Here is a 25,216-nt window from a genome sequence, read left to right as displayed (position 1 = left end):
CATCGGCACGCAACGGCACGGTGACGATCGGTTCGAAATCGTGCTCGAACCGCGCGGCGAACTGCAGCGCCTCTACCGGTAGGGGCGCAAACGAAAAAGGCGGCCCTGCGGCCGCCTTCCCGTGAATCACTTGCCCTTGACGTGCTTCATCAAGCGCCGCTTGGCCTTGACCTGCCGCTCGGTGAGGACGTTCTTCTTGCCCTCGTACGGGTTGGTACCCTCGCGGAAGATGAAGCTCACCGGCGTGCCGATCAGCTTGAAGCGCTTGCGGAAGAAGTTCTCCAGGTAGCGCTTGTACGACTCCTGCAGCTCCTTCAGGCGCGTGCCGTGCACGATGAAGGTCGGCGGGTTGGAACCGGCCGGGTGCACGTAGCGCAGCTTGGAGACATGGCCCCGGATGGTCGGCGGCGGGTTGGTCTCGTAGGCCACTTCCAGCGCCTTGTTCACTTCGCTGGTGGTGAAGGTCTTGTTCGCCGATTCGTGCGCGCGATGCACCGCACGGAACAGCTCGCGCAGGCCCGAGCCGTGCTTGGCCGAGATGCGCACCGACTCGGCCCACGGCACGAAGCCCAGCTTCAGCGACAGCATGGTCTCGGCCTGCTCGCGCTGGTACTCGGTCAGGCCATCCCACTTGTTGATGGCGATCACCAACGCGCGGCCGGCATCGAGCACGGCACCGAGCACGGTGGCGTCCTGGTCGGTCACGCCTTCGGTGGCGTCGAGCATCAGCACGGCCACCTGGCACTGCTCGATCGACTGCATGGTCTTGACCACCGAGAACTTCTCGACGACCTCGTCCACGCGCGAACGACGGCGCAGGCCGGCGGTGTCGATCAGGCGGTACTCACGGCCGTCGCGCTCCAGGTCCACCGCGATCGAGTCGCGGGTGGTACCCGGCACGTCGGAGGCGATCATGCGCTCCTCGCCGAGGATGCGGTTGACCAGGGTCGACTTGCCCACGTTCGGGCGGCCGACGAAGGCGATGCGGATGCGGTTCGGGTCGTTGTCCAGCTCTTCGCCGCTGCCTTCTTCCGGCAGGCGCTGGATCACTTCGTCCAGCAGGTCGTCCAGGCCCTGGCGATGCGCGGCCGAGACGGTCAGCATCTCGCCGAAGCCATAGCGGGCGAACTCGGAACGCACGCTGTCCTCGTCGGTGCCGTCGATCTTGTTGATCAGCAGCAGCGTCGGGCGCGACAGCTTGCGCAGCCAGGCCAGGATCTCGTCGTCCAGCGCCGAGGTGCCCTCGCGGGCATCGACGACGAACAGGATCAGGTCGGCTTCGGCCGCGGCCGCACGGGCCTGGCGCGTGGTGGCGCCGGCCAGGCCTTCGTCTTCCCCGGCGATACCGCCGGTATCCACGACGAGGAAATGGTTGTCCTCGTCGAGGCGGCAGACACCGTAGTTGCGGTCGCGGGTGACGCCGGGCTGGTCATGGACCAGCGCGTCACGGGTGCGCGTAAGCGCATTGAAAATAGTCGACTTGCCGACATTCGGCCGTCCAACCAGGGCGACCAGAGGCAGCATCGCGATTACTCCAATTTTTTTAGTTTGCCAACCGGAAGGCGGTCAGCTTGCCATCCACGTTCTGCACCAGCAGCACCCCGTCTACGACGACCGGCTGGGCCAGCAGGGCGTCGCCGCCACTTTTTGCCCGTGCCGCCATCGCACCATCGGAGGCCTGCAACCAGTGCACGTATCCCTTGTAGTCACCGACCACGACGTAGTCGCCGTGCAGTGCCGGGCCGGTCAGGGAGCGACGGGCGAGTGCCGTCTGCGACCACATGGCTGCGCCGCTGGCCTTGTCCAGGCCGAACACGCCGCCCTTGTTGTCGGTCACGAACACATTGCCCGACGACACCGCCACGCCACCTGCGCCGCCATGGTCGCGCGCCCACAGCGGGCGACCGGTCGGGCCTTCGATGGCCATGGTCTGGTTCTTGAAGCTGCTCACGTACAGGGTGTTACCGTCGAGCACCGGTGCGCCGTCGACGTCCGCCATGCGCTCCAGCTCGGTGCGGCCTTCGCCGTTGCCGAGGTTCTGTTCCCACAGCGTGCGGCCATCCTGCTGGGCCAGGGCCGCGACCGCGCCCTCGTCCTTGCCGATGAACAACACGCCCGGGCCGGTCACCACCGGCGCGTTGCCGCGCACGGTCAGCGCCGGCAGCTCGCTCGGATTGAACCACTTCTGGGTGCCGTTGCCGACATCGAAGGCGGTCACGCGGCCGTCGTTGCTGCGCACGTAGACCATGCCCTGGGCAACGGCCGGCGCGGCGATCACTTCACCCGGGACACGGGCGCGCCACTTCTCGCTGCCGTCGTTGATGTCCAGCGCGATGACCTGACCGTCCAGCGTGCCGATCACGACCAGGTTCTCACCGACACCCGGGCCGCCGGACAGGCGCAGCTTGGCCTTCTTCTTTTCCTTCTTCGGCTCCCAGGTCCAGACCTTCTTGCCGGTCTGCAGGTCGATGGCGTGCACGCCACCGGTGATCGCCGCAGCGAACACGTGGCCGTTGGCCACCGCCGGGCCCTGGCGCACACCGATGCGACGCTCGCCCTTGCCGAGGTTGACCGACCAGATCTTGCTGACCTTCACGGTCGGCTCGAACTTGACCAGCTCAGCCGGTTCCTGTGCCTTCTTCGCCGCCGCGTCCTTGCCGGCGAACCAGCCCTTCATGGTGCCGCAGCCGGTCAGGGCCATGCCCATCAGGAGCACGGTGGCGGCGCGGGTGATCATGACCTTCTGACTCATCAAACCGACTCCGCAGGGGCGGCAACGGTGCCGCCGGCGTCCATAACCTTGGTTTCCAGCAGGCGCCGCTGCGGCGCTGCCACGTCCAGCGTCTTCAGCGCCTTCTCGTACTGTACGCGGGCCTCATCACGCTTGCCCTGCGCCATCAGCGCATCGCCATGGATTTCCAGGCTGCTGCTGTCGGTGGCGCTGCCCAGCAGCTTGATGGCCTCGTCGCTCTTGCCGGTGGCCACCAGCAGGCGGGCCACACGCTGGTCGACCACGCGCTGCAGGTCGCCTTCGACCTTCACGTTGCGCAGGGTGGCCAGTGCCTCTTCGTTCTTGCCGGCGTCGACCTGGGCCTTGGCCAGCTGCAGCGCCGCGAGGTCGCCGTAGATGCTGGACGGGCCGGCTTCGAGCGCCTTGACCGCCTTGGCGGCGTCGTCAAGCTTGTTCTGCTGCAGGCCCTGCAGGGCCTTCTGGTACTCGACATTGGCCGAGGCCAGCTTGCTGCCCTGATCCTTCTGGTACCACTGCCAGCCGGCAATGGCACCGATGGCGATGACTACGCCACCGAGGATGCTGGCGCCATTCTTCCGCAGCCAGCTGCGGACGCGTTCACTTTGTTCGTGCTCGTCGAGCAGATCGTCGATCGCCATGCGTACTCTCGCCCCGCCCGTCGGGAGGGACCATTGGGTTTAATCGAAGGTGGTGAAACCGCGCCTCAGTGCGAAACCGGGACTACGGAGCCTTCAGAGGATACCTGAAAGCGTGCCACGTTGGCTCGCTGGTAGGGGGTCAGATCGACGATAGCGCCGTTCTGCTGAACCTGGACCGCCGAGGCGTTGCCCAGGGTCACCCGGGTCACCTGGCCGGGCGTGAAGCTGCGGGTCTCGCCGGACTTGATCAGTGCCTTCTCGACGGTGCTGCCGTCCGGGCCGCCGATGTCGACCCAGCTGTCGCCGCTGAACTGCATTTCCAGCGCATTGCCGGCAGCCGGGGCCGGCGCCGGGCGCGGCACCGGGGCCAGCGAGGCGACGTAAGGGGTGGCCGCCGGCTTGCTGGCCGGGGCCGTGGTCGCTTCGGCCGGGGCGGCCGTCTCGCTACCGGCTGCGGACGGTGTGACCGGCACGGCGGCCGGGATCACGTCCAGCGAGGCGGTGCTCGGCGACGGGGTCGCGCTACCGTCGAAGTGGCCACGGGTGGCGAACCACACCGGCACCGCCAGCACGGCGGTGATGCCGACATACAGCACGCGCCGGCCGAGGTTCTCGGCGATGCGGCGCGCACGCGGGGTATGGGTATGGCTGACCAGGGTGGGCGGAACCACCGGGCCGACCTGGGCCTGCTCCAGCAGCTCGCCCACGTCCACGTCGAGCAGGCGCGCATAGCTGCGCAGCTGGCCGCGCACGAACACCGGCGCCCCCAGCTTCTGCCATTGTTCCTCTTCCAGGGACTTGACCACCTGGACCGGCATGCGCAGGCGCGAGCCGACATCTTCGAGGGTCAGTCCGGCCGCTTCACGGGCCTGGCGCAGGCGGGTGCCGCAGCCGGCCGCAGTCTCGAGAGCGCTCACAGTCTGGTCATCAATCACAATGCATCAACCCTGGAGTTAGGAGCCCGCATCCTGCGGAAATTCCTGTCGAATCCGCTGCAGATAGCGATCAGATGCCGCCCGATCGCCCAGCCTCGCTTCGATTTGAGACGCAAGTTGTAACACGGAACGCGTTGCGGGTGCAGCCGCAATCCTACGTTCGGCGAAGGCCCGGGCCTCCATGTAGCGGCCCTGGCGGAAGCTCAGCTGGGCCATCGACTCCAGCGCCACCGGGTTGGCCGGCGCCGCGACGAGTGCCGCGCGCAGGTCGCGCTCGGCACGTTCGAGCTGCCCAGCGTCCAGTGCGCAGCTGCCGGCATTGGCCTGCGCTTCGCCCGGGGTGGCATAGCCCGGCGCCTGCAGCGCCCGGTCGAACCAGACCAGCGATTCGGCCGGCTGGCCCTGCTGGCACAACCAGGCACCGTAGTTGTTGAGCACGTCCCCGCGCTGCGGCGCCAGCTCGGCGGCCTTGCGGAAATTCTCGCCCGCCTGGCGGGTGCGGCCACGACGGTCATCGATGCCGGCCTGCAGCACCAGCGCATCGGGCGCCTCGGGCGCCAGCTTCAGCGCTTCGCGCACCTTGCGCTCGGCGGCGTCGAGATTGCCGACCTGCATGTCACGGGTCGCCAGGGTCAACAGGTCGCGCCAGCGCACTTCGCGCCGCACGCTTTCCGGGTCAGCCACCGAATAGACCGGCGCCTGGCTCGGCCCAAGCTTGGCCTTGGGATGGGATTTGCAGCCGCCGACCGCAACGGCCAGCACGCCCGCGAACAGAACCAGCCAGAGGCGGTCAGGCCGCGGCATCGCTCCCCTTCCCCGCCTGCAGCGTCTTGTTGAACTCCGCCTGGCGGCGGGTGCGGTCCATCACCTGGCCCTTGAGCTGGCCACAGGCGGCGTCGATGTCGTCGCCACGGGTGCGGCGGACCATGGTCAGCACGTTGCTGTCGAGCAGGATCTTCTGGAAGGCGCGGATGTGCGCTTCTTCCGAACGCTCGTAGCGGGTGCCCGGGAACGGGTTGAACGGGATCAGGTTGACCTTGCCCGAATCCTTGGCCTGCACCGCGTTGTCGAACTGGCGCATCAGGCGGGCCAGCTCCCGGGCATGCTCGGGCTTGTCGTTGATGCCCTTCATCAGGGTGTATTCAAAGGTGACCGACTCGCGGCGCTTGTTGGCGCGCAGGTAGCGTGCGCACGAAGCCATCAGCTCGGCGATCGGGTACTTCTTGTTGAGCGGCACCAGCGTCTCGCGCAGTGCGTCGTTCGGCGCATGCAGCGACACCGCCAGCGACACGTCGCTTTCGGCAGACAGGCGGTCGATCTGCGGCACCAGGCCAGAGGTCGACAGGGTCACGCGCTTGTTGGCCAGGCCGTAGCCCAGGTCGTCGCGCATCACGCTCATGGCGCGCACGACGTTGTCGAAATTCATCAGCGGCTCGCCCATGCCCATCATCACCACGTTGGTGAGGCGGCGCATCTGGTGCGGCACGTTGCCCAGGTGGCGTGCGGCAACCCACACCTGGCCGATGATCTCGGCGGTGGTCAGGTTGCGGTTGAAGCCCTGGGTAGCGGTGGAGCAGAACGTGCAGTTCAGGCCGCAACCGACCTGCGAGGACACGCACAGCGTGCCACGGGTCTTGTCCGGGATGTACACGGTCTCGATGGCGTTCTTGCCATCCACGCCCATCGCCAGCAGCCACTTGTGGGTGCCGTCGGCGGAGGGCTTGTCGAACACGATGTTGGGAACCAGCACCTCGGCATGGGCCTGCAGCTTGGCGCGCAGGACCTTGCCGAGGTCGGTCATTTCATCGAAGTCGGTGACGTAGCGATGGTGGATCCACTTCATCACCTGATGGGCACGGAACTTCTTTTCGCCGAGAACCTCGACGAAAAACTTCTCCAGGCCCGCGCGATCGAGGTCGAGCAGGTTCTGCTTGCCAGCCGTGGGTGCCGACTTCGGCAGCGGCTGGATGGCGGGGGACTGTACGACCTCGTTCACGGCATTACTCTCAGCGCGAGACGACTTCGGTGGCGGCGAAGAAGTAGGCGATCTCAATCGCGGCATTCTCGACCGAGTCCGAGCCATGGGCGGCGTTGGCATCGATGGATTCGGCGAAGTCGGCGCGGATGGTGCCCGGCGCGGCTTCCTTCGGGTTGGTGGCGCCCAGCAGGTCGCGGTGGGCCAGGACGGCGTTCTCGCCTTCCAGGGCCTGGATCATCACCGGGCCGGAGATCATGAACTCGACCAGCGCGTTGAAGAACGGACGCTCGCGGTGCACGGCGTAGAAGCCTTCGGCTTCACGACGGGACAGCTGCTTGTACTTGGCGGCCACGACCTTCAGGCCGGCCTTCTCGAAGCGGGCGTAGATTTCGCCGATGACGTTCTTGGCAACGGCGTCCGGCTTGATGATCGAAAGGGTGCGCTCCAGCGCCATGGGATGTCTCCAATGGAATCGGGCCGCTGATGGCCCGAAGGGTAACATGAAAAAAACCCGCGTCGGGACGCGGGCTTAGCCTGATAAACGTAGGCGAATTGTAAAAGATAAAGCCGCGGGGTGGTAGAGGGCCGTCGGCCGACAAACCCTTACGGCAGGGGTCAGATCCCCGCAGGGGCTCTGACCCCATCCCGGGCCCAGCATCGGGGTCGGAGCCCCTGCGGGGATCCGACCCCTACCCCATTCACCCAGCTGAGCGGATTCTGACCGTCCGAGCCATTTTTGCTGCACTGCAAAATGCCATACGCTACCGTCTGGTCCTAGTATCAAACAATCGTTTGATTAAGGTCCGCCCGCCGATGGCCAAACCCGCCCACTTCTCGACCAAGGACCGGATCCTCGGCGCGGCGGAGGAGCTGTTCGCGCAGCACGGCTTCGCCGGCACGTCGCTGCGCCAGGTCACCAGCCAGGCCGACGTCAACATCGCGGCGGTCAACTACCACTTCGGCTCCAAGGAAAACCTGGTCAACGAGGTGTTCCGCCGCCGCATGGACGAGATGACCAGCGCCCGCCTGTCTCAGCTCGAACGCGCCCGCGCCGAGCACCCTGGCGAACTGCGCCCGGTGCTGGCCGCCTTCGTCGAGCCAGCCCTGGCGCTGGCCCAGGACCGCCAGAACGGCGGCGCCTTCGTGCGCGTGATCGCCCGCGCCTATGCCGAGAAGAACGACAACCTGCGCAAGTTCCTGTCTGACCACTACGGCCACGTGCTGCGTGCGTTCGGCAAGGCCATCGGCGAGTGCGTGCCCGGCCTGAGCAAGGAAGAGTTGTACTGGCGCCTGGACTTCCTGGCCGGCTCGCTCACCTATGCCATGGCCGACTTCGGGCTGATCAAGCGTCCCGCCGGTGTCACCGAAGCGGCGCATCGTGCCCATGCTGCCCATGAACTGATCCATTTCGCCGAAGCCGGGTTCCGCGCCGCCGCACGCGCCAGCGCCCTGCCCGCTTCCGTTTGATTCCACCCAGTAACTGCTGACCAACAAAGGCCCTACACCATGTCCAATTCCCTGCTAGTCCGCCGCGCCGCCGTGCTGGGTGCCGGCGTCATGGGTGCCCAGATCGCCGCCCACCTCACCAACGCCGGCGTCGACACCGTGCTGTTCGACCTGCCTGCGAAGGAAGGTCCGGCCGACGGCATCGTGCTGAAGGCGATCGCCAACCTGGGCAAGCTGAGTCCCGCGCCGCTGGCCAGCAAGTCGCTTGCCGAAGCCATCACTCCGGCCAACTACGAGTCCGGCCTGGAGCAGCTGAAGGACTGCGACCTGATCATCGAGGCCATCGCCGAGCGCATGGACTGGAAGCAGGACCTGTACAAGAAGATCGCCCCGTTCGTGGCCGACCACGCGGTGCTCGCCTCCAACACCTCGGGCCTGGGCATCAACAAGCTGGCCGACGTGCTGCCCGAGCAGCTGCGCCACCGCTTCTGCGGCGTGCACTTCTTCAATCCGCCGCGCTACATGCACCTGGCCGAGCTGATCCCGGCCACCACCACCGATGCCGCCGTGCTGGAAGGCCTGGAAGCTTTCCTGGTCACCACCCTGGGCAAGGGCGTGGTGTACGCCAAGGACACCCCGAACTTCATCGGCAACCGCATCGGCGTGTTCTCGATCCTGTCGACCATCCACCATACCCAGCAGTTCGGCCTGGGCTTCGACGAAGTGGACGGCCTGACCGGCCCGCTGGTCGGCCGCCCGAAGTCGGCCACCTACCGCACCTCCGACGTGGTCGGCCTGGACACCATGGCCCACGTCATCAAGACCATGGGCGACACCCTGCCGAATGACCCGTGGCATGAATTCTTCAAGTCGCCGAAGTGGCTGGACGCGCTGATTGCCAAGGGTGCGCTGGGCCAGAAGACCGGCGCCGGCATCTTCCGCAAGGTCGGCAAGGACATCGTCGTGCTGGACCTGGAGAAGCAGGACTACCGCCCGGCCGATCGTACCGCCGCCCCGGAAGTGGTCGAGATCCTGAAGATCAAGAACCCGGCCGAGAAGTTCGCCAAGCTGCGCGAGAGCCAGCACCCGCAGGCGCAGTTCCTGTGGGCGACCTTCCGTGACCTGTTCCACTACAGCGCCTACCACCTGGCCGACATCGCCGAGACCGCGCGCGACGTCGACCTGGCCATCCGCTGGGGCTACGGCTGGTCGCTGGGCCCGTTCGAAACCTGGCAGGCCGCCGGCTGGAAGCAGGTCGCGCAGTGGATCGCCGATGACATCGTGGCCGGCAGGAGCATGAGCAACGCGCCGCTGCCGGACTGGGTGTTCGATGGCCGCGATGGCGTGCACGCTGCCGAGGGCAGCTACAGCCCGTCGCGCAACGCCAAGCTGCCGCGTTCGTCGCTGCCGGTGTACCAGCGCCAGCGCTTCCCGGATCCGCTGCTGGGCGAGAAGTTCGCGCCGGGCGAAACCGTGTTCGAGAACGACGGCCTGCGCATGTGGCACGACGGTGATGGCATCGCCGTGGTCAGCTTCAAGACCAAGATGAACACCGTTTCCGACCAGGTGCTGGATGGCCTGCAGGAATGCGTCAGCCGCGCCGAGAAGGACTTCCAGGGCCTGGTGATCTGGCAGCAGAAGGAACCCTTCTCCGCCGGTGCCGACCTGGCCGGTGCACTGGGCCTGCTGCAGGCCGGCAAGGTCGACCAGTTCGAAGAGATGGTCGCCAACTTCCAGCGCACCAGCCAGCGCATCAAGTACTCGCTGGTGCCGGTGGTCGCCGCCGTGCGCGGCCTGGCGCTGGGCGGCGGCTGTGAGTTCCAGATGCACAGCGCCAAGACCGTGGCCTTCCTGGAAAGCTACATCGGCCTGGTCGAGGCCGGTGTCGGCCTGCTGCCGGCCGGTGGCGGCCTGAAGGAACTGGCGGTGCGCGCTTCGCAGGCTGCGGGCCCGGGTGGCGACGTTTTCGCCGAACTGAAGAAGACCTTCGAGACCGTTGCGATGGCCAAGGTGTCCAACTCGGCGGTCAACGCCAAGGAGCTGGGCCTGCTGCGCAGCACCGACAAGGTGGTGTTCAACAGCTACGAGGCCCTGCACATCGCCAAGGCCGAAGCACGCGCACTGGCCGAAGCCGGCTACCGTCCGCCGCTGCCGGCACGCCGCATCCAGGTCGCCGGTGACGTGGGCATCGCCACCTTCAAGATGATGCTGGTCAACATGCTGGAAGGCCGTTTCATCAGCCCGTACGACTACGAGATCGCCGAGCGCATCGCCACCGTGCTGTGCGGCGGCAAGGTCGATCGCGGCACCCTGGTCGACGAAGAGTGGCTGCTGACCCTGGAGCGCAAGCACTTCGTCGAACTGGCCCAGCAGGAAAAGACCCAGGCTCGCATCGCGCACATGCTGAAGACCGGCAAGCCGCTGCGGAACTGACGGAAGACATCGGTAGTGCCGGCCGCTGGCCGGCAACCTCTTCCAACCCCTATTCAAGAGATCACTGCAATGACCAAGCAAATCCAGGACGCCTACATCGTCGCCGCCACCCGTACCCCGGTTGGCAAGGCGCCCAAGGGCATGTTCCGCAACACCCGCCCCGACGACATGCTTGCGCACGTGCTGCGCAGCGTCGTCGCCCAGGCCCCGGGCGTGGACGTCAACCGCATCGATGACGCCATCATCGGCTGCGCCATGCCGGAAGCCGAGCAGGGCATGAACGTGGCGCGCATCGGCGTGCTGCTGGCCGGCCTGCCGAACACCATCGCCGCACAGACCGTGAACCGCTTCTGCTCCTCTGGCCTGCAGGCCGTGGCGCAGGCCGCCGACGCGATCCGCCTGGGCAACGCCGACCTGATGCTGGCCGGCGGTACCGAGTCGATGTCGATGGTGCCGATGATGGGCAACAAGATCGCCATGGCACCGAGCGTGTTCGACAACGACCACGTCGCCATCGCCTACGGCATGGGCATCACCGCCGAGAAGGTGGCCGAAGAGTGGAAGGTCTCGCGCGAAGACCAGGACGCGTTCGCCCTGGCCTCGCACCAGAAGGCCATGGCCGCGATCCAGAACGGCGAGTTCAAGGACGAAATCAGCCCGTACGAGATCGTCTCGCACCTGCCGGACCTGGCCGATGGCCAGCGCATCATCACCCGCAACAAGATCGCCGACACCGACGAAGGCCCGCGCCCGGATTCCTCCGCTGAAGGCCTGGCCAAGCTGCGCCCGGTATTCCGCAACGGCCAGTTCGGCGGCACCGTCACCGCCGGCAACTCGTCGCAGATGAGCGATGGCGCCGGTGCCGTGCTGCTGGCCTCGGAGCAGGCGATCAAGGATTACGGCCTGACCCCGCTGGCGCGTTTCGTCAGCTTCTCGGTGGCCGGCGTGCGCCCGGAAGTGATGGGCATCGGCCCGATCGCCGCGATCCCGAAGGCCCTGAAGCAGGCCGGCCTGACCCAGGACCAGCTGGACTGGATTGAACTGAACGAAGCCTTCGCCGCGCAGTCGCTGGCAGTGATCCGCGATTGCGGCCTGGACCCGAGCAAGGTCAACCCGCTGGGCGGCGCGATCGCCCTGGGCCATCCGCTGGGCGCGACCGGCGCGATCCGTACCGCGACCCTGCTGCACGGCCTGCGTCGTCGCCAGCAGAAGTACGGCATGGTGACGATGTGCATCGGCACCGGCATGGGTGCGGCGGGTATTTTCGAGGCGCTGTAAGGTTCAAAGCGTTGCCGGCTGGTTGTTGGTTGGCTGTGGGGCCCGGGTGGGTGAGGCTGCCCGGGACACGCCGTAAACCCGTCCCTGGGGGCTTGGCAGCGGCATCCATGCCGCTGACAGTCCCGGCCAGCCTCACCCACCCGCGCCACCCGGCATTCCGCTCGGCGGAAGGGTGAGCAAAGGCAAGGCAAGAGCCGGGGTCAGAGCCCTTTGCTGCGCAAGGGGATCTGACCCCAACAAGCAAAAAAGGCAGCCATTGGCTGCCTTTTTTGCTTGTTGCTCTCGCCTTTGATTCCGCCCTTCCCGTCCGCGCCCGCAGGAAACTTGGCAGGCGGGACGGGTGGGCCTTTGCAGGACCGTTGGCGCCATGGGCCCGAGGCATGCCTCGGGCGGGTTGGGCAGGACGCCCAACCCCGGTCTTGCCGTGTGCGCAGGACAGCGCACACGAGCAAGGCGCCATCGAGCCCCCATGGGTGAGGGCGCTTTGCTTGCGAAGCACTGCTTCGCAAGCGCCCGAACGCACAGCCGCCAGCGGCTGGGCCGGTCTGGGGGTTTACCGCGTGTCCTGCAAAGGCCCACCCGTCCCGCCCATCACGTATCGATCAAGGCGCTGCACGGAGCGCTTGATAGAACCCTTATTCCGCCAGCATCGCCGCCAGCTTCTCCCGCGCGGGGCCGGCCAGCTTCGGGTTGTCCAGCGCGAAGCGGATCGTCGCCTCCACCAGCCCCAAGTGCGTGCCGCAGTCGAAGCGGGTGCCCTCGAAACGATAGGCATCGACTTCTTCGGTCTTCAGCAGCTCAGCAATCGCATCGGTCAGCTGGATCTCGCCACCGGCACCAGTCTGGGTCTGTTCCAGCAGTTCGAAGATCTTCGGGCTCAGCACGTAGCGGCCGACCACCGCCAGGTCACTCGGCGCGTCCTCCGGCTTCGGCTTCTCTACGATCTGCGAAATGCGGCCCTTGCGGCCATCGAACGCCTCAGTGGCGACGATGCCGTAGCTGGCGGTCTTTTCGTGCGGCACGTCTTCGACCGCGATCACGCTGGCACCGCTGGCTTCATTGAGGTCGGCCATCTGCTTCAGCGCACCGGCACCGCGGTTCCAGATCAGATCGTCGGGCAGCAGCACCGCGAACGGCTCGTCACCGATCACAGCCTTGGCACACAGTACTGCGTGCCCGAGGCCCAGCGCCTCGGCCTGGGTCACGAAGATCGCGCGCACGCCATTGGGCAGCACATGCCGGATCAGCTCCAGCTGCTCCTGCTTGCCGGCGCGCTCGAGCTTCTGCTCCAGCTCGTAGGCCTTGTCGAAATAATCGGCGACCGCGTGCTTGTAGCGGTTGGTGATGAACACCAGCGTGTCGCAGCCGGCTTCGATGGCTTCATCAACGGCGTACTGGATCAGCGGCCGATCAATGATCGGCAGCATCTCCTTCGGCACAGTCTTGGTTGCTGGCAAAAAACGCGTTCCCAGTCCTGCCACCGGGAAAACTGCCTTGCGAATTCGCTTGCTCATTGGTGCCTGTTTGCCTCACGTGCCGGAAAGGGCACGACTTTAGCGGATGAAATGTAAGCATCCTGTTCGATTGGCGAGAATTCCGGCATCGTCGCAAACAGGATTTCCTGGATGCTGGCAGTGTCGTAGCTGGCAATCGCCTCACGCAGGCGCGGAACATTGCCCAGCACCAGGTCGCGCGAGAACGTACGCACGCCGGCCTCGAGAATCTTCGGGTGCGCGGTCGAACGGTAGTCTTCGTCCGAATAGAACAGGGTCTCGTGCAGCTTCTCGCCCGGGCGCAGGCCGGTGTAGATGATCTGGATGTCCTTGTACGGCTGCTTGCCGGTCAGGCGGATCATCTGTTCGGCCAGCACGCGGATCGGCACCGGCTCGCCCATGTCCAGGGTGTAGATCGCACCATGCGACGCCGACGCGGCCGCCTGCAGGATCAGCTGGCAGGCCTCGGGGATGGTCATGAAGTAACGGCTGACTTCCGGGTCCGTGACCGTGACCGGACCACCGCGCAGGATCTGCTCGCGGAACAGCGGCACCACGCTGCCGGCCGACGCCAGCACGTTGCCGAAGCGCACCGTGACGAAACGGGTGTGCGTGGACTTCTGGTCCAGGCTCTGGCAGATCATCTCGGCGTAGCGCTTGCTCGCACCCAGCGCATTGACCGGGTCGACCGCCTTGTCCGTGGAAATGAACACGAAATGCTCCACGCGGGCTTCCAGGCACGCGCGGGCGACGTTCTCGGTCGCCAGGATGTTGTTGCGCACCGCTTCGCGCAGCTGGCGCTCCAGCACCGGCACGTGCTTGTAGGCGGCGGCATGGAACGCGGTATCGACCGGGTGCAGTGACAGCGCGTGGCGGATCACGGCAGGGTCGCCACAGTCGCCCAGCACCGCCTCGATCTCGACATCGGGGAAGCTGCGCCGCAGCTCGCCTTCGATGGTCAACAACAGCAGCTCGCTGATCTCCAGCAGGATGATGCGACCTGCACCGTGCCGCGCGCACTGGCGGCACAGCTCCGAGCCGATCGAACCACCGGCGCCGGTGACCATCACAGTGCGCCCACCCAACCAGCCGCGGATCAGGTTCCAGTCCGGCATGATGGGCTTGCGGCCCAGCAGGTCTTCGATCGCCACTTCCTTCAGCTGGCCTGGCAGCGACTGGCCCTGCAGGATGTCGCTGAGCTTGGGCACGGTACGGAACGGAACGCCGGTGCTTTCGCAGATCGCGACAACGCGCTGCATGCCTGCGGCGTCCAGTGACGGCATGGCAATGACCAGCAGCTTGGCAGCGGTCTCGCGGACCACCGTCGGGGCGTCATCCAGGGTGCCGAGGATCGGCAGGCCCTGCAGCTTGGCACCCCGCAGGTGCGGTGCATCGTCGAGCAGGCCGACCGGCTCGAAGTTGCCGGAACGACGCAGGTCGCGCACCAGTGTTTCCGCCGCCTGGCCGGCACCGAGGATCAGCACGCGGCGGGCGCTGGAATCGGACTGCAGTGCCTGGTAATCCTTCCAGGCCCGGTACAGCAGGCGCGGTGCGCCCAGCAGGGCCGACAGCGCGAACGGGTAGATCACCAGCACCGACATCGGCACGCCGTCGAAGCGCTTCCACATCAGCACCAGGACGATGGCGACCATGCCGATGAAGCTGGCCTTGAAGATGTTCAGCAGGTCGCTGACGCTGGCGAACCGCCACAGCCCGCGATACAGGCCCACGCGCCAGAACACCAGGCCCTGCAGCAGCAGCACCAGGGTGGTATCGACGTTCCACAGGGGCAGCGCCGGAGCGTTGGGCAGGATCGAGTAACGCCCTGCATGGAGCAACTGCCAGCATGCCCAGACCATGAAGAGGTCGTGGCAGACGATGGCCGAACGCGGCATCAGGCCGAGGATTCTGTCCCGCCAGGGTGAAGCCATAAGTCAGGTATTTCCTTGTCGGTAGCGCATTCCATTGCGCAGGAGGAGCCAGAGGACGCTCAGCGCGGTGAACCACGCGATCGCCACGGCAGCCTCCCACCTCGGCTGCAAATTGGAGCAGACATTGAACACTGTAATACTGAACAGACCCAAAGCAAAGTACATCCCTGTCACCTGGGGGTGACTGGCTCCTGCCTGCACCGCGCGCTGGTAGACGTGCTGGGTATGGGGTTCCATCCAGCGTTGTCCCGAAATGATGCGCGCCAGCAGTGTGAAGCCCGCGTCCACGAGGAACGGCGAAACCGGGACCAGCAGCAGGATCCAGTTGATATCAGTACGCACGCTGGCGAGCGCCAGCACCGCTGCGACCGCGTACCCCAACGCGCCGCTTCCGACATCGCCCATGAAGATCCGGGCCCGAGGGAAGTTGAACGGCAGGAATCCAAGGCAGGCCAGGCCCAGGGCCACGGCAGCCAGCGAGTACGGCCACGGCAGCACCGGCGCCAGCCCCAGCATCGCCACGACGGCCTGGCTGGCGGCAATGCCGTTGATGCCGTCCATGAAATTCCAGATGTTGATCAGTGAGGCGGTGAACAGCAGCACCAGCGCCGCCAACAGCCAGCTGCCACCATTCACCTTGACCAGGCTGGCCAGCAGCGCCGCGGCGATGAAATGCACCAGCAGGCGACGCATCGCTGGCAGGGGCCTGTGGTCGTCCCACCAGCCGATACCGGCCACCAGCACCAGCCCAAGGCTGGCCACCAGCACTGTCGGCGAGCTTTCGGGCCAGGCCCAGATGGCCACGGCTGCAGTCACCAGCAAGCTGATGACGATGGCGATGCCGCCACCGCGCGGGGTAGCGACACTATGGCTGCGGCGTTCGCCGGGCTGGTCCATCAACTGCTGGCGCAGCGCATAGCCACGTGCAGCCCAGGTCAGCACCGCACTCAGCAGGGCGAGCCCCAGCAGCGCGCCCATCACAAGCCAGGGCATGGATCAGAGCACCGCGTAGTTCAGCAGTGGCTTGACCGTCCCCCACTCCTTGCAGCTCGGGCACTGCCAGTGGTGGGTACGCGCACCGAAGCCGCAGCGGGTGCAGCGATAGGCCGGGTTGCGCACCAGCAGCTGGTCAGTGATGTGCTTGAGGTCGTGCAGGGTGGCGGTGGAGTCGGCGCCCTCGGCGAGGGTGAGATCGATCAGCGCGGACTCGCCACGCACCGACGGACGATCCTTCAGCTGGCGGCCGAGGTAGGCACGCGCCGGGGCCACGCCCTCCTGTTCTTCCATCAGGCGGGTCAGCGCCAGCACCGGGGCAATGCCACGGTAATGCTCGGTCATCTCCGACAGGAACGCGCGCGCACCTGCCAGATCGCCCACCTTGCGATAGTTCTGCATCAACGCCGGCAGCAGTTCCGGCAGGTATTCGGGATCGTTGCGCGCGGCGCGCTCGAAGGCGCGCACGGCGGCCTCAGGATTGCCTGCGTCGGTTTCCAACCGGCCCTCGATGATGCCGGCGCGCACCGACATCGCATCGGCCTGGTAGGCGCGGGCGATCGCTGCCCTCGCCTCTTCCAGCTTGCCGGCGCCACGGAATCGCTCGGCCAGTTCGCACTCGAACTGCCCGATCAGCTTGCCCATCGGCTCGCCGGTGACATCCTCGAAACGGGTGGCGTTGTCGATCGCCTTTTCCCAGTCACGCTCGGCCTGGTAGATGCCGATCAGGTGCTTGAGCGCCTGCGGTGCGCGCTGATCCAGCTGGGCCAGCTCGGTGAACACGGTCTCGGCACGATCCAGCAGGCCGGACTTCATGTAGTCCTCGCCCAGGGCCAGCAGGGCCTGCACGCGTTGTGCGTCACTCAGGTCATGGCGATTGACCAGGCCCTGGTGCAGGCGGATGGCGCGGTCGACCTCGCCACGACGGCGGAACAGATGGCCCAGCGCGACCTGGGTCTCGAAGGTTTCCTTGTCCAGCTCGGCGATGTGCAGGAACAGCTCGATGGCCTTGTCCGGCTGCTCGTTGAGCAGGTAGTTCAGGCCACGGAAATAGGTGCTCGACAGGCGGCTGACCTGGCTGTCACCGTGGCGTTGGCCACCACGCCGCCCGATCACCCAGCCGGCCAGTGCGGCCAGCGGTACGAACAGGAAGAACCAGAACCACTCGGTGACGAAATCCATCTTCGATCAACGTCCATCAAAAGATTGGGGGGAAGCAACCGGTGCCGGCGAAGCGGCAGCGGACTTGTTGGCGCGACGCAGTTGGCCGTAGAGCGGAATGACCACGCTCACCAGCACCAGGCCAGCACCGACGATGACGCCGATCAGCAATGCGGCAATGATTGCCACGCCAACCGAGGTCTTCAGTTGGGTGAAAACAAGGTTGATGGTCATCTCGTCCATGTTCATGGCACCGATGATCAACCCAAGAATGAGTACCGCCAGCAGGACCAGCAGACGAAAAACCTTCATGCGACAGCTCCAGTGGCAGGAGTCCGTAGCTTATCCGACTCGCGGCTGGATTCGCACGCGGTGGCGCGACGGCAGGCTCAGGCCGGATCGGCGTCCAGCGGCAGCACACTGCTGACCCGCTCGCGCAGTTCCTTGCCTGGCTTGAAATGGGGGACATGCTTGCCCGGCAGGGCAACCGATTCGCCGGTCTTCGGGTTGCGACCCAGGCGCGGCGGACGATAGTGCAGCGAGAAGCTGCCAAATCCACGGATTTCGATGCGATCCCCGGCGGACAGCGATCCGCCCATCATTTCCAGCAACGACTTCACCGCCAGATCGACATCATCGGCCTTCAGGTGCGCCTGGCGGCGCGCAAGGATTTCGATCAGTTCGGATTTGGTCATTACCGGCTCACATCAGGGGCATCTCAGCCTGAAACGGCCCGGGCAATGCCCGGGCCGTCCAGGAAACAACGAACAGCCTAAGGCCGATTACTCGGACTTGTTGCCGTTCAGCTGTGCACGCAGCAGCGCGCCCAGCTGGGTGGTGCCGCTGGAAGCCGAAGAGGACTGGTATTCCTCCAGCACTTCGCGCATTTCAGCGTCGTCCTTGGCCTTGATCGACAGCTGCAGGGTACGACCCTTGCGGTCCATGCCCACGAACTTGGCTTCGACCTTGTCGCCGACCTTCAGGTGCTGGGTGGCGTCGTCAACGCGCTCGTTGGCGATGTCGCGGGCCGAGACGTAACCTTCGATGCCGTCAGCCAGCTCGATGATCGCGCCCTTGGCGTCGACTTCCTTCACAACGCCTTCGACCTTGGAGCCCTTCGGATTGGCAGCCATGTACTGGCCGAACGGATCCTGCTCCAGCTGCTTCACGCCCAGGGAGATGCGCTCGCGCTCCGGATCGACGGCCAGGACGACGGCGTCCAGGGTATCGCCCTTCTTGAAGTTGCGAACGACGTCTTCGCCGGTGGTGTTCCAGCTGATGTCGGACAGGTGGACCAGGCCGTCGATGCCGCCGTCCAGGCCGATGAAGATGCCGAAGTCGGTGATCGACTTGATCTGGCCCGACACCTTGTCACCCTTCTTGTGGGTGGCAGCGAAGGTTTCCCACGGATTGGCGGCAACCTGCTTCATGCCCAGCGAGATGCGGCGACGCTCTTCATCGACGTCCAGCACCATCACTTCGACTTCATCACCCACCTGGACAACCTTGGACGGGTTGACGTTCTTGTTGGTCCAATCCATCTCGGAGACGTGCACCAGGCCTTCGACGCCCGGCTCGATCTCAACGAACGCACCGTAATCGGTGACGTTGGAGACCTTGCCGAAGACGCGGCTGTTGGCCGGGTAACGACGGCCGATGTTGTCCCACGGATCCTCGCCCAGCTGCTTCAGGCCCAGCGAAACGCGGTTGCGCTCGCGGTCGAACTTCAGCACGCGGACGTCCAGCTCGTCGCCGACGTTCACGACTTCCGACGGGTGACGCACGCGCTTCCACGCCATGTCGGTGATGTGCAGCAGGCCGTCGATACCGCCCAGATCCACGAACGCGCCGTAATCGGTCAGGTTCTTGACGACACCCTTCAGGATCGCGCCTTCCTGCAGCTTGTCCATCAGCTGCTCGCGCTCTTCCGAGTGCTCGCTTTCGACGACAGCGCGGCGCGAGACCACGACGTTGTTACGCTTGCGGTCCAGCTTGATGAGCTTGAACTCGAGTTCCTTGCCTTCCAGGTAGGCCGGATCGCGCACCGGGCGCACATCGACCAGGGAACCCGGCAGGAAGGCGCGGACATCCTTGATGTCCACGGTGAAACCACCCTTGACCTTGCCGCTGATGCGGCCGGTGATGGTTTCGTTCTTTTCCAACGCTTCTTCCAGCTCGTCCCACACCATCGCGCGCTTGGCCTTCTCGCGCGACAGGACGGTTTCGCCGAAGCCGTTCTCGATCGAGTCGAGGGCGACCTTGACGATGTCGCCTTCGGCGACGTCGATTTCGCCAGCGTCGTTACGGAACTGTTCGATCGGCACGATGCCTTCGGACTTCAGGCCAGCGTTGATCACCACGACGTCGCCGCGGACTTCAACAACGGTACCGCTGACGATGGCGCCCGGCTTCAGCTTGGCCAGATTGGCCTGGCTGGCTTCAAACAGTTCGGCAAATGATTCGGTCATTAGATTTACTCTGTTGGACACATGGGTCGGTGGCGTCCCCTTCAGGGAAATGGCGACCGCCCGCCTGTTGGTCGACCCCGGAAACGCAGGTCGTGTGTAGTAGGAAAACCGCCACGCATCATTGCGCGACGGGGCTGGTACAGCACTGCTATGCGCGACCACTGCCGATGCGGCTGGCAGTGCTCCCGCGCGAACGGATCAGGCAGCCGGAACCGGAAGCAGATCCATCACTCGGGCAACGACATCATCGATGCCGATGCCTGTGGTGTCGATGAGGACAGCATCGTCTGCCGGCTTCAGGGGCGCCACGGTACGCTGAGCATCACGGGCGTCGCGGGCCATGATCTCGCGCAGGAGGTCATCAAAGTTAACAGAAACCCCCTTGTCTTTCAACTGCTTATGCCGGCGCTCGGCGCGCTCCTCGGCACTGGCGGTCAGGAAGACCTTGTAGGGGGCGTCCGGAAAGATCACCGTGCCCATGTCGCGGCCGTCGGCGACCAGGCCTGGCAGTTCCCTGAATGCGCGCTGGCGCTCCTTCAGGGCGGCCCGGACCTCCGGGATGGCAGCAATGGCCGAGGCCAGCGCCCCGGTGGTCTCCAGGCGCAGCTCGTCGGTGGCGTCGGTGCCGTTGACCATGACCCGCATGGCCTCGCCCTGCTCGACAAACTGAACGTGGGTGTCAAAGGTGCAGCGGACCAGCGCGGAGGCGTCGGAGGTGTCGAGGTCGGCCCAGCTTGCGGCCACGCCCACCGCCCGGTACAGCGCGCCCGAATCCAGGTAATGCCAGCCCATCCTGCGCGCGATGATGCGGCTGATGGTACCCTTGCCAGCCCCGGATGGGCCGTCGATGGTCAGGACGGGAGCGAGTGGATTCATGGGGGTCCCAGAGCGTGTGAAGAGGCCATTCTAGCCCCTGCCAGACGCCCCCAGCGGGATCTTTTGTGCAACCACTTGAAACCACGAGGAAAAGCCCGGTAGAATGGCGGGCTTGAACGAGCGTCAACTGCCGATTGTCTTTCGCATATCGCGGCCACGCTCCACCCGAACAACTACTGTTTACGCCGAGGTATGCCATGAAAGTCCTGTCCTCCCTGAAGTCGGCGAAGGCCCGTCACCGTGACTGCAAGGTCGTGCGTCGTCGTGGCAAGATCTTCGTCATCTGCAAGTCGAACCCGCGTTTCAAGGCGCGTCAGCGCTAAGCCTCACAGCCTTCCGGCTGCGGCTGGCCCTACGCGGGGCCGACCCGATGCAAGAAACCGCCTTCGGGCGGTTTTTTGTTTATGCGGCTTTTTCCTGCCGTTTTTGCTGTAATCGCCTTTCTTGACCACTGGGGAGTAGATCGAGATGAAGCGTTACCTGTCCGCCCTGGCCGTAATGGCCACCCTGGCCGCCGCCACACCGGCACTGGCCGATACCCTGCTTGTCGACCGAGCCCGCGAGAAGCCGGCCGGTGCCCTGCCCGTGCGCGGCCAGAGCATGCAGCAGGTGCAGGCGCAGTTCGGCGCGCCCAGCGAACAACTGCAGCCGCGTGGCGGGCAGAAGCGGCAGTGGCCGACCATCAACCGCTGGGTGTACCCGCAGTTCACCGTCTACTTCGAGAAGCAGAAGGTGATCGACGTGGTGGCCAACCAGGCGGACCCGAACGAAATCGGCCCGAAACCACCGATCCGTTGATCCCTTTACCCGCCGTGGGCGGGCCTGTGTAGCGAGACCATGAACCAGACCCTTCGTTTTCCTGCCGAGTGGGAAGCCCAGAGCGGCGTCCTGATTGCCTGGCCCACCGCCGACACCGACTGGGCCGACCGCCTGGGCCAGGTGGAAGAGACCTACATCGCCCTGGTCGCGGCCATCACCCGCTTCCAGCCGGTGCTGATCTGCGTGGCCGACGACGATGTGGAGACCTATGCCGAAATGCGGCTGCGCTCCAACCGCATCGACATGGACAAGGTCCACTTCACCACGGCCGCCTACGACGATACCTGGCTGCGCGACTCCGGCCCGATCACCCTGCGCCGCGCCGACGGCGGTTTCCAGCTGCTGGACTTCCGCTTCACTGGCTGGGGCGGCAAGTTCGACGCCACCCTGGATGACCAGCTGGTGGGCGTGCTCGACCAGGCTGGCGTGTTCAACGACGCCCCGGTGCGCAGCATTCCGTTCGCGCTGGAAGGCGGTGGCATCGAGACCGACGGCGAAGGCACCCTGCTGACCACCTGGAAGTGCCTGCACGAACGCCACCCGGACCGCGACCGCGCCAGCCTGAGCGCCCACCTGGCCGACTGGCTGCAGCAGGACCGCGTGCTGTGGCTGGACCACGGCTACCTGGAAGGCGACGACACCGACGCCCACATCGACACCCTCGCCCGCTTCGCCTCCGCTGACAGCATCGTCTACCAGGCCTGCGACGACGAGAGCGATTCGCACTACGCCGAGCTGCAGGCGATGGGCAATGAGCTGGCCGCGCTGCGCACCAAGGACGGCCAGCCGTATCGCCTGTTCCCGCTGCCGTGGGCGCGGCCGGTGATCGACGAAGGCCGCCGTCTTGCTGCGTCGTACGCCAACTACCTGATCGTCAACGGCGCGGTGCTGATGCCGGCCTACGGCGACCCGGCCGACGACCTGGCCCGTGATGTGCTGGCCCAGGCGCATCCGGGTCGCGAGATCGTGCAGGTGCCTTGCCGCTCGCTGATCTGGCAGAACGGCAGCCTGCACTGCATCACCATGCAGCTGCCGGCCGGGTTGTTGAAGGTCTGAGAAAAGGGAGTGCCGGCCGCTGGCCGGCAACCAGGCAATGCCTGACGGATTGATGGGGATGCCGGCCAGCGGCCGGTACGACCATCACCCATTCAGCGCGCAACACGCCGTCGCCGCCCATCCGCGCTAACATGCAGGTTTTCCCCCGCAGGAACGCCCCGCATGAACTCGCGCAGCCCCCTTACCGTCGCCCTGATCCAGGAGCGCAACCACGGTGATGCCGCCGCCAACCTGGCGGTGATCGAAGCACGCGTGGCCGAGGCGGCTGCGCAGGGTGCCAAGCTGGTGCTGCTGCAGGAACTGCACAACGGCCCGTATTTCTGCCAGCACGAATCGGTGGACGAATTCGACCTGGCCGAATCCATTCCGGGCCCAAGCACCGAGCGCCTGGGCGCACTGGCGAAGAAGCATGGCGTGGTGCTGGTCGGCTCGCTGTTCGAGCGCCGCGCTGCCGGCCTGTACCACAACACCGCCGTGGTGTTTGAAAAGGACGGCAGCCTGCTCGGCAAGTACCGCAAGATGCACATCCCGGACGACCCGGGCTTCTACGAGAAGTTCTACTTCACCCCGGGCGACATCGGCTTCAAGCCGATCGATACTTCGGTGGGCCGCCTGGGCGTGCTGGTGTGCTGGGACCAGTGGTACCCGGAAGCGGCGCGCCTGATGGCGCTGGCCGGCGCCGAACTGCTGCTGTACCCGACCGCGATCGGCTGGGACCCGGACGACGTGCAGGACGAGAAGACCCGCCAGCGCGACGCCTGGGTGCTGAGCCACCGTGGCCACGCCGTGGCCAACGGCCTGCCGGTGCTGAGCTGCAACCGCGTCGGCCACGAGGCGTCACCGCTGGGCGCGTCGGGCATCCAGTTCTGGGGCAACAGCCACGTGCTCGGCCCGCAGGGCGAGTTCCTGGCCGAGGCCGGCACCGAGGCCACCGTGCTGCTGTGCGACGTCGACCTGCAGCGCAGCGAGCATGTGCGCCGGATCTGGCCGTTCCTGCGTGATCGCCGCATCGATGCATACGGCGACCTGCTCAAGCGCTACATCGACTGAGCCGGAGCCCGCGCATGGCCGTCCTCATCCGTGATGCCGGCCCGGCCGACATCGACGCGATCACCGCCATCTATGCGGTGGAAGTGACCGATTTCGTCAACACCTACGAGTACGACATCCCGGACGCGACCGAGATGCTGCGCCGCATGCGCGACATCATCGATCGTGGCTTCCCCTACCTGGTCGCCGAGATCGACGGCCAGGTGGCTGGCTATGCCTATGCCAACACCTATCGCACCCGCATTGCCTACCAGTGGACCGTGGAGAACTCGGTCTACGTCGATGCCGCGTTCCAGGGCAAGGGTGTCGGCACCGGCCTGCTGCAGGCCTTGATCGACGCCTGCGTGGCACGTGGCTACCGGCAGATGGTGGCGGTGATCGGCGAACCGACCAACACCGCCTCGATCAAGCTGCACGAACGCTTCGGATTCGAGCTGGTGGGCGTGTTCCGTGGCCTCGGCCGCAAGCACGGCCGCTGGCTGGATACCGTGCAGATGCAGCGCGCGCTCGGCGATGGCGCCGACACCGCACCCTCCAATGAATGAGCCCATGACCGAAACCCTTCCCGAGACCGGCGACGACCTGTTCGCCGGCCAGCCGGTGCGCGTCGTCGAACGCGACGGCGTGCGCTACACCCTGCTGGGCACCGCCCACGTCTCCCGCGCCAGCGTCGAGGCCGTTGAAAAAGCCATCGACAGCAGCCGCTTCGATGCCGTTGCCGTCGAGCTGGACCCGCAGCGCCTGCAGGCGCTGAGCGACCCCGACACGCTCGCCAAGCTCGACCTGGTCGAGGTGATCCGCAAGGGCCGCGTCGCCCTGTTCGCCGCCAACCTGGCTCTGTCCGCCTATCAGCGCCGCCTGGCCGAGCAACTCGACATCGAGCCCGGTGCCGAGCTGAAACGTGCGGTGGAACTCGCCCGCGAACGCAACCTGCCGGTGCACCTGATCGACCGCGAGGTCGGCCTGACCTTCCGCCGCGCGTCGCAACGGCTGGGCTTCTTCGGCAAGCTGAAGCTGGTTGCCGGCCTCGGCGCCGGCCTGTTCTCGTCCGAGGAAGTGGGCGAGAGCGAGATCGAGAAGCTCAAGCAGGGCGACATGCTGGAATCGAGCTTCGGTGAGTTCGCCAGCGAGAGCCCGGCGCTGTACGAAACCATCATCGGCGAGCGCGACCGCTACATGGCCACCCGCCTGCGCGAAGAACACGACCCGCACCAGCGCGAAGTGCTGGCAGTGGTCGGAGCCGGCCACCTGGCGGGTCTGGCACGCCACCTGGAAACCGACACCGAAGCACCGGCGCCGCTGCGCGCCGAGCTGGAGGCGGTGCCGAAGAAGCGCAACATCCCGTGGTTCACGCTGGGCATCCTGGCGATCGTGGCGACCGGCATCGGCGTAGGCTTCTACCGCGGCGGCCTGGGCGTAGGCACCGAGTTGCTGGCAACCTGGGCGATGTATACCGGCGGCCTGGCCGGCCTGGGCTGCCTGCTGGCCGGTGGTCACCCGCTGAGCATCCTCACCGCGATCGCGGTAGCCCCGTTCAAGCCGTTCCGCCTGAGCATCCCGACCGGCGCCTTCTCGGCACTGGTGGAAGCGCGTGTGCGCAAGCCAGCCTACGAGGACTTCCTGAAGCTGCGCGACGATGCGCAGAGCCTGAAGGGCTGGTACCGCAATCGCGTTACCCGCGTGGTGCTGACCTTCATGCTGACCAACATCGGCAGCATGCTCGGCCTGTGGCTGACCACGTTCAAGGTGTGGGGCAAGGTGGCGGGGTAAGCCTCAACCGGCCACAGAATCTGTAGCGCCCGAGCCCATGCCCGGGCGATGCCGCAACGCGGCGAACAGCAGCCGAGCATGGCTATGCCGGCCGTCCTGGCCGACACCCTCCGGGGCGTCGCATGCGACGTTGGCAGCG

Annotated in this window: 24 protein-coding genes; 9 read left to right on the top strand and 15 right to left on the bottom strand. The window is 66.0% G+C overall.

The features are described 5' to 3' along the window. Nucleotides 1–126 precede the first annotated feature (126 nt). The 7 genes from der to ndk form a co-directional block, all read right to left on the bottom strand. Nucleotides 127–1,524 (bottom strand): ribosome biogenesis GTPase Der, encoded by a 1,398-nt coding sequence (gene der / locus ACM0PY_RS06655; protein ID WP_005413118.1) that lies wholly within the window; start codon nt 1,522–1,524, stop codon nt 127–129. A gap of 19 nt (nt 1,525–1,543) precedes the next feature. Continuing rightward, complete coding sequence (gene bamB, locus ACM0PY_RS06650; RefSeq protein WP_134972656.1) at nt 1,544–2,752, bottom strand: outer membrane protein assembly factor BamB; 1,209 nt, start codon at nt 2,750–2,752, stop codon at nt 1,544–1,546. After that, nucleotides 2,752–3,390: a YfgM family protein gene (locus tag ACM0PY_RS06645; RefSeq protein WP_061477900.1), complete on the bottom strand. Its 639-nt coding sequence runs from the start codon at nt 3,388–3,390 to the stop codon at nt 2,752–2,754. Before ACM0PY_RS06645 ends, bamB begins: the two co-directional genes overlap by 1 nt. 65 nt (nt 3,391–3,455) lie before the next feature. Continuing rightward, the gene (locus ACM0PY_RS06640) at nt 3,456–4,325 is read right to left on the bottom strand and encodes a RodZ domain-containing protein (RefSeq protein WP_111177207.1); all 870 of its coding nucleotides are present in this window, start codon (nt 4,323–4,325) and stop codon (nt 3,456–3,458) included. Between the two features lie 18 nt (nt 4,326–4,343). After that, a complete protein-coding gene (gene pilW, locus ACM0PY_RS06635) occupies nt 4,344–5,129 on the bottom strand; it encodes a type IV pilus biogenesis/stability protein PilW (RefSeq protein ID WP_061477902.1) in 786 nt (261 codons plus the stop codon). Then, entirely contained in the window at nt 5,116–6,321 is a 1,206-nt protein-coding gene (gene rlmN, locus ACM0PY_RS06630) for a dual-specificity RNA methyltransferase RlmN (protein WP_005409296.1), read from the bottom strand. The genes pilW and rlmN overlap by 14 nt, the downstream gene beginning before the upstream one ends. A 10-nt stretch (nt 6,322–6,331) precedes the next feature. Next, nucleotides 6,332–6,757 (bottom strand): nucleoside-diphosphate kinase, encoded by a 426-nt coding sequence (ndk, locus tag ACM0PY_RS06625; RefSeq protein ID WP_005409295.1) that lies wholly within the window; start codon nt 6,755–6,757, stop codon nt 6,332–6,334. A gap of 359 nt (nt 6,758–7,116) precedes the next feature. On the opposite strand from ndk, the gene ACM0PY_RS06620 reads away from it, so the two are divergent. The 3 genes from ACM0PY_RS06620 to ACM0PY_RS06610 all read left to right on the top strand — a co-directional run bounded on the left by ACM0PY_RS06620 (nt 7,117) and on the right by ACM0PY_RS06610 (nt 11,460). Continuing rightward, a complete protein-coding gene (locus ACM0PY_RS06620; protein WP_154350583.1) occupies nt 7,117–7,770 on the top strand; it encodes a TetR/AcrR family transcriptional regulator in 654 nt (217 codons plus the stop codon). Between the two features lie 39 nt (nt 7,771–7,809). Further along, nucleotides 7,810–10,182, top strand: coding sequence for a 3-hydroxyacyl-CoA dehydrogenase/enoyl-CoA hydratase family protein (locus ACM0PY_RS06615; protein ID WP_235646668.1), 2,373 nt, complete (start codon nt 7,810–7,812; stop codon nt 10,180–10,182). Nucleotides 10,183–10,251: 69 nt separating this feature from the next. After that, on the top strand, nt 10,252–11,460 hold the full coding sequence (locus tag ACM0PY_RS06610) for an acetyl-CoA C-acyltransferase (protein WP_005409292.1): 1,209 nt from the start codon (nt 10,252–10,254) through the stop codon (nt 11,458–11,460). A 635-nt stretch (nt 11,461–12,095) separates the two neighbouring features. Here ACM0PY_RS06610 and galU read toward each other — a convergent pair. The 8 genes from galU to cmk all read right to left on the bottom strand — a co-directional run bounded on the left by galU (nt 12,096) and on the right by cmk (nt 20,382). Continuing rightward, nucleotides 12,096–12,974: a UTP--glucose-1-phosphate uridylyltransferase GalU gene (gene galU / locus ACM0PY_RS06605; RefSeq protein WP_032954121.1), complete on the bottom strand. Its 879-nt coding sequence runs from the start codon at nt 12,972–12,974 to the stop codon at nt 12,096–12,098. Further along, on the bottom strand, nt 12,971–14,884 hold the full coding sequence (locus ACM0PY_RS06600) for a polysaccharide biosynthesis protein (protein ID WP_032954120.1): 1,914 nt from the start codon (nt 14,882–14,884) through the stop codon (nt 12,971–12,973). Before ACM0PY_RS06600 ends, galU begins: the two co-directional genes overlap by 4 nt. 3 nt (nt 14,885–14,887) lie before the next feature. Continuing rightward, a complete protein-coding gene (locus tag ACM0PY_RS06595) occupies nt 14,888–15,877 on the bottom strand; it encodes an MraY family glycosyltransferase (protein WP_134970531.1) in 990 nt (329 codons plus the stop codon). Between the two features lie 3 nt (nt 15,878–15,880). Continuing rightward, complete coding sequence (lapB, locus tag ACM0PY_RS06590) at nt 15,881–17,059, bottom strand: lipopolysaccharide assembly protein LapB (RefSeq protein ID WP_005416232.1); 1,179 nt, start codon at nt 17,057–17,059, stop codon at nt 15,881–15,883. 6 nt (nt 17,060–17,065) lie between these two features. Further along, complete coding sequence (locus ACM0PY_RS06585; RefSeq protein ID WP_061477908.1) at nt 17,066–17,350, bottom strand: LapA family protein; 285 nt, start codon at nt 17,348–17,350, stop codon at nt 17,066–17,068. Nucleotides 17,351–17,427: 77 nt separating this feature from the next. Further along, entirely contained in the window at nt 17,428–17,733 is a 306-nt protein-coding gene (locus ACM0PY_RS06580) for an integration host factor subunit beta (protein WP_005409286.1), read from the bottom strand. A gap of 87 nt (nt 17,734–17,820) precedes the next feature. Further along, the gene (gene rpsA, locus ACM0PY_RS06575; RefSeq protein ID WP_005416230.1) at nt 17,821–19,506 is read right to left on the bottom strand and encodes a 30S ribosomal protein S1; all 1,686 of its coding nucleotides are present in this window, start codon (nt 19,504–19,506) and stop codon (nt 17,821–17,823) included. 198 nt (nt 19,507–19,704) lie between these two features. Next, nucleotides 19,705–20,382, bottom strand: a complete 678-nt coding sequence (gene cmk / locus ACM0PY_RS06570) for a (d)CMP kinase (protein WP_180884474.1) — start codon at nt 20,380–20,382, stop codon at nt 19,705–19,707. Between the two features lie 197 nt (nt 20,383–20,579). Between cmk and ykgO the strand changes: the two genes are divergently transcribed. The 6 genes from ykgO (at nt 20,580) to ACM0PY_RS06540 (ending at nt 25,077) form a co-directional block, all read left to right on the top strand. Further along, nucleotides 20,580–20,705, top strand: coding sequence for a type B 50S ribosomal protein L36 (gene ykgO / locus ACM0PY_RS06565; protein WP_005409283.1), 126 nt, complete (start codon nt 20,580–20,582; stop codon nt 20,703–20,705). 175 nt (nt 20,706–20,880) lie between these two features. Further along, nucleotides 20,881–21,180 carry a hypothetical protein gene (locus ACM0PY_RS06560; RefSeq protein WP_227837998.1) on the top strand — a complete coding sequence of 100 codons (300 nt, stop codon included), beginning with the start codon at nt 20,881–20,883 and terminating at the stop codon, nt 21,178–21,180. Nucleotides 21,181–21,219: 39 nt separating this feature from the next. After that, complete coding sequence (locus ACM0PY_RS06555; RefSeq protein WP_134970537.1) at nt 21,220–22,257, top strand: agmatine deiminase family protein; 1,038 nt, start codon at nt 21,220–21,222, stop codon at nt 22,255–22,257. Nucleotides 22,258–22,419: 162 nt separating this feature from the next. Then, on the top strand, nt 22,420–23,307 hold the full coding sequence (locus tag ACM0PY_RS06550; protein WP_005416226.1) for a carbon-nitrogen hydrolase: 888 nt from the start codon (nt 22,420–22,422) through the stop codon (nt 23,305–23,307). A gap of 14 nt (nt 23,308–23,321) precedes the next feature. Continuing rightward, complete coding sequence (locus tag ACM0PY_RS06545) at nt 23,322–23,852, top strand: GNAT family N-acetyltransferase (protein WP_005416225.1); 531 nt, start codon at nt 23,322–23,324, stop codon at nt 23,850–23,852. A gap of 4 nt (nt 23,853–23,856) precedes the next feature. Next, a complete protein-coding gene (locus ACM0PY_RS06540; protein WP_414609442.1) occupies nt 23,857–25,077 on the top strand; it encodes a TraB/GumN family protein in 1,221 nt (406 codons plus the stop codon). The last annotated feature ends 139 nt before the right edge of the window (nt 25,078–25,216 follow it).

Origin of the sequence: Stenotrophomonas sp. BR163 (assembly GCF_047520985.2) — a bacterium.
Lineage (GTDB): Bacteria > Pseudomonadota > Gammaproteobacteria > Xanthomonadales > Xanthomonadaceae > Stenotrophomonas > Stenotrophomonas sepilia.
The sequence above is the reverse complement of the archived record's forward strand: the minus strand, read 5'-3'. Positions and strand labels throughout refer to the sequence as shown.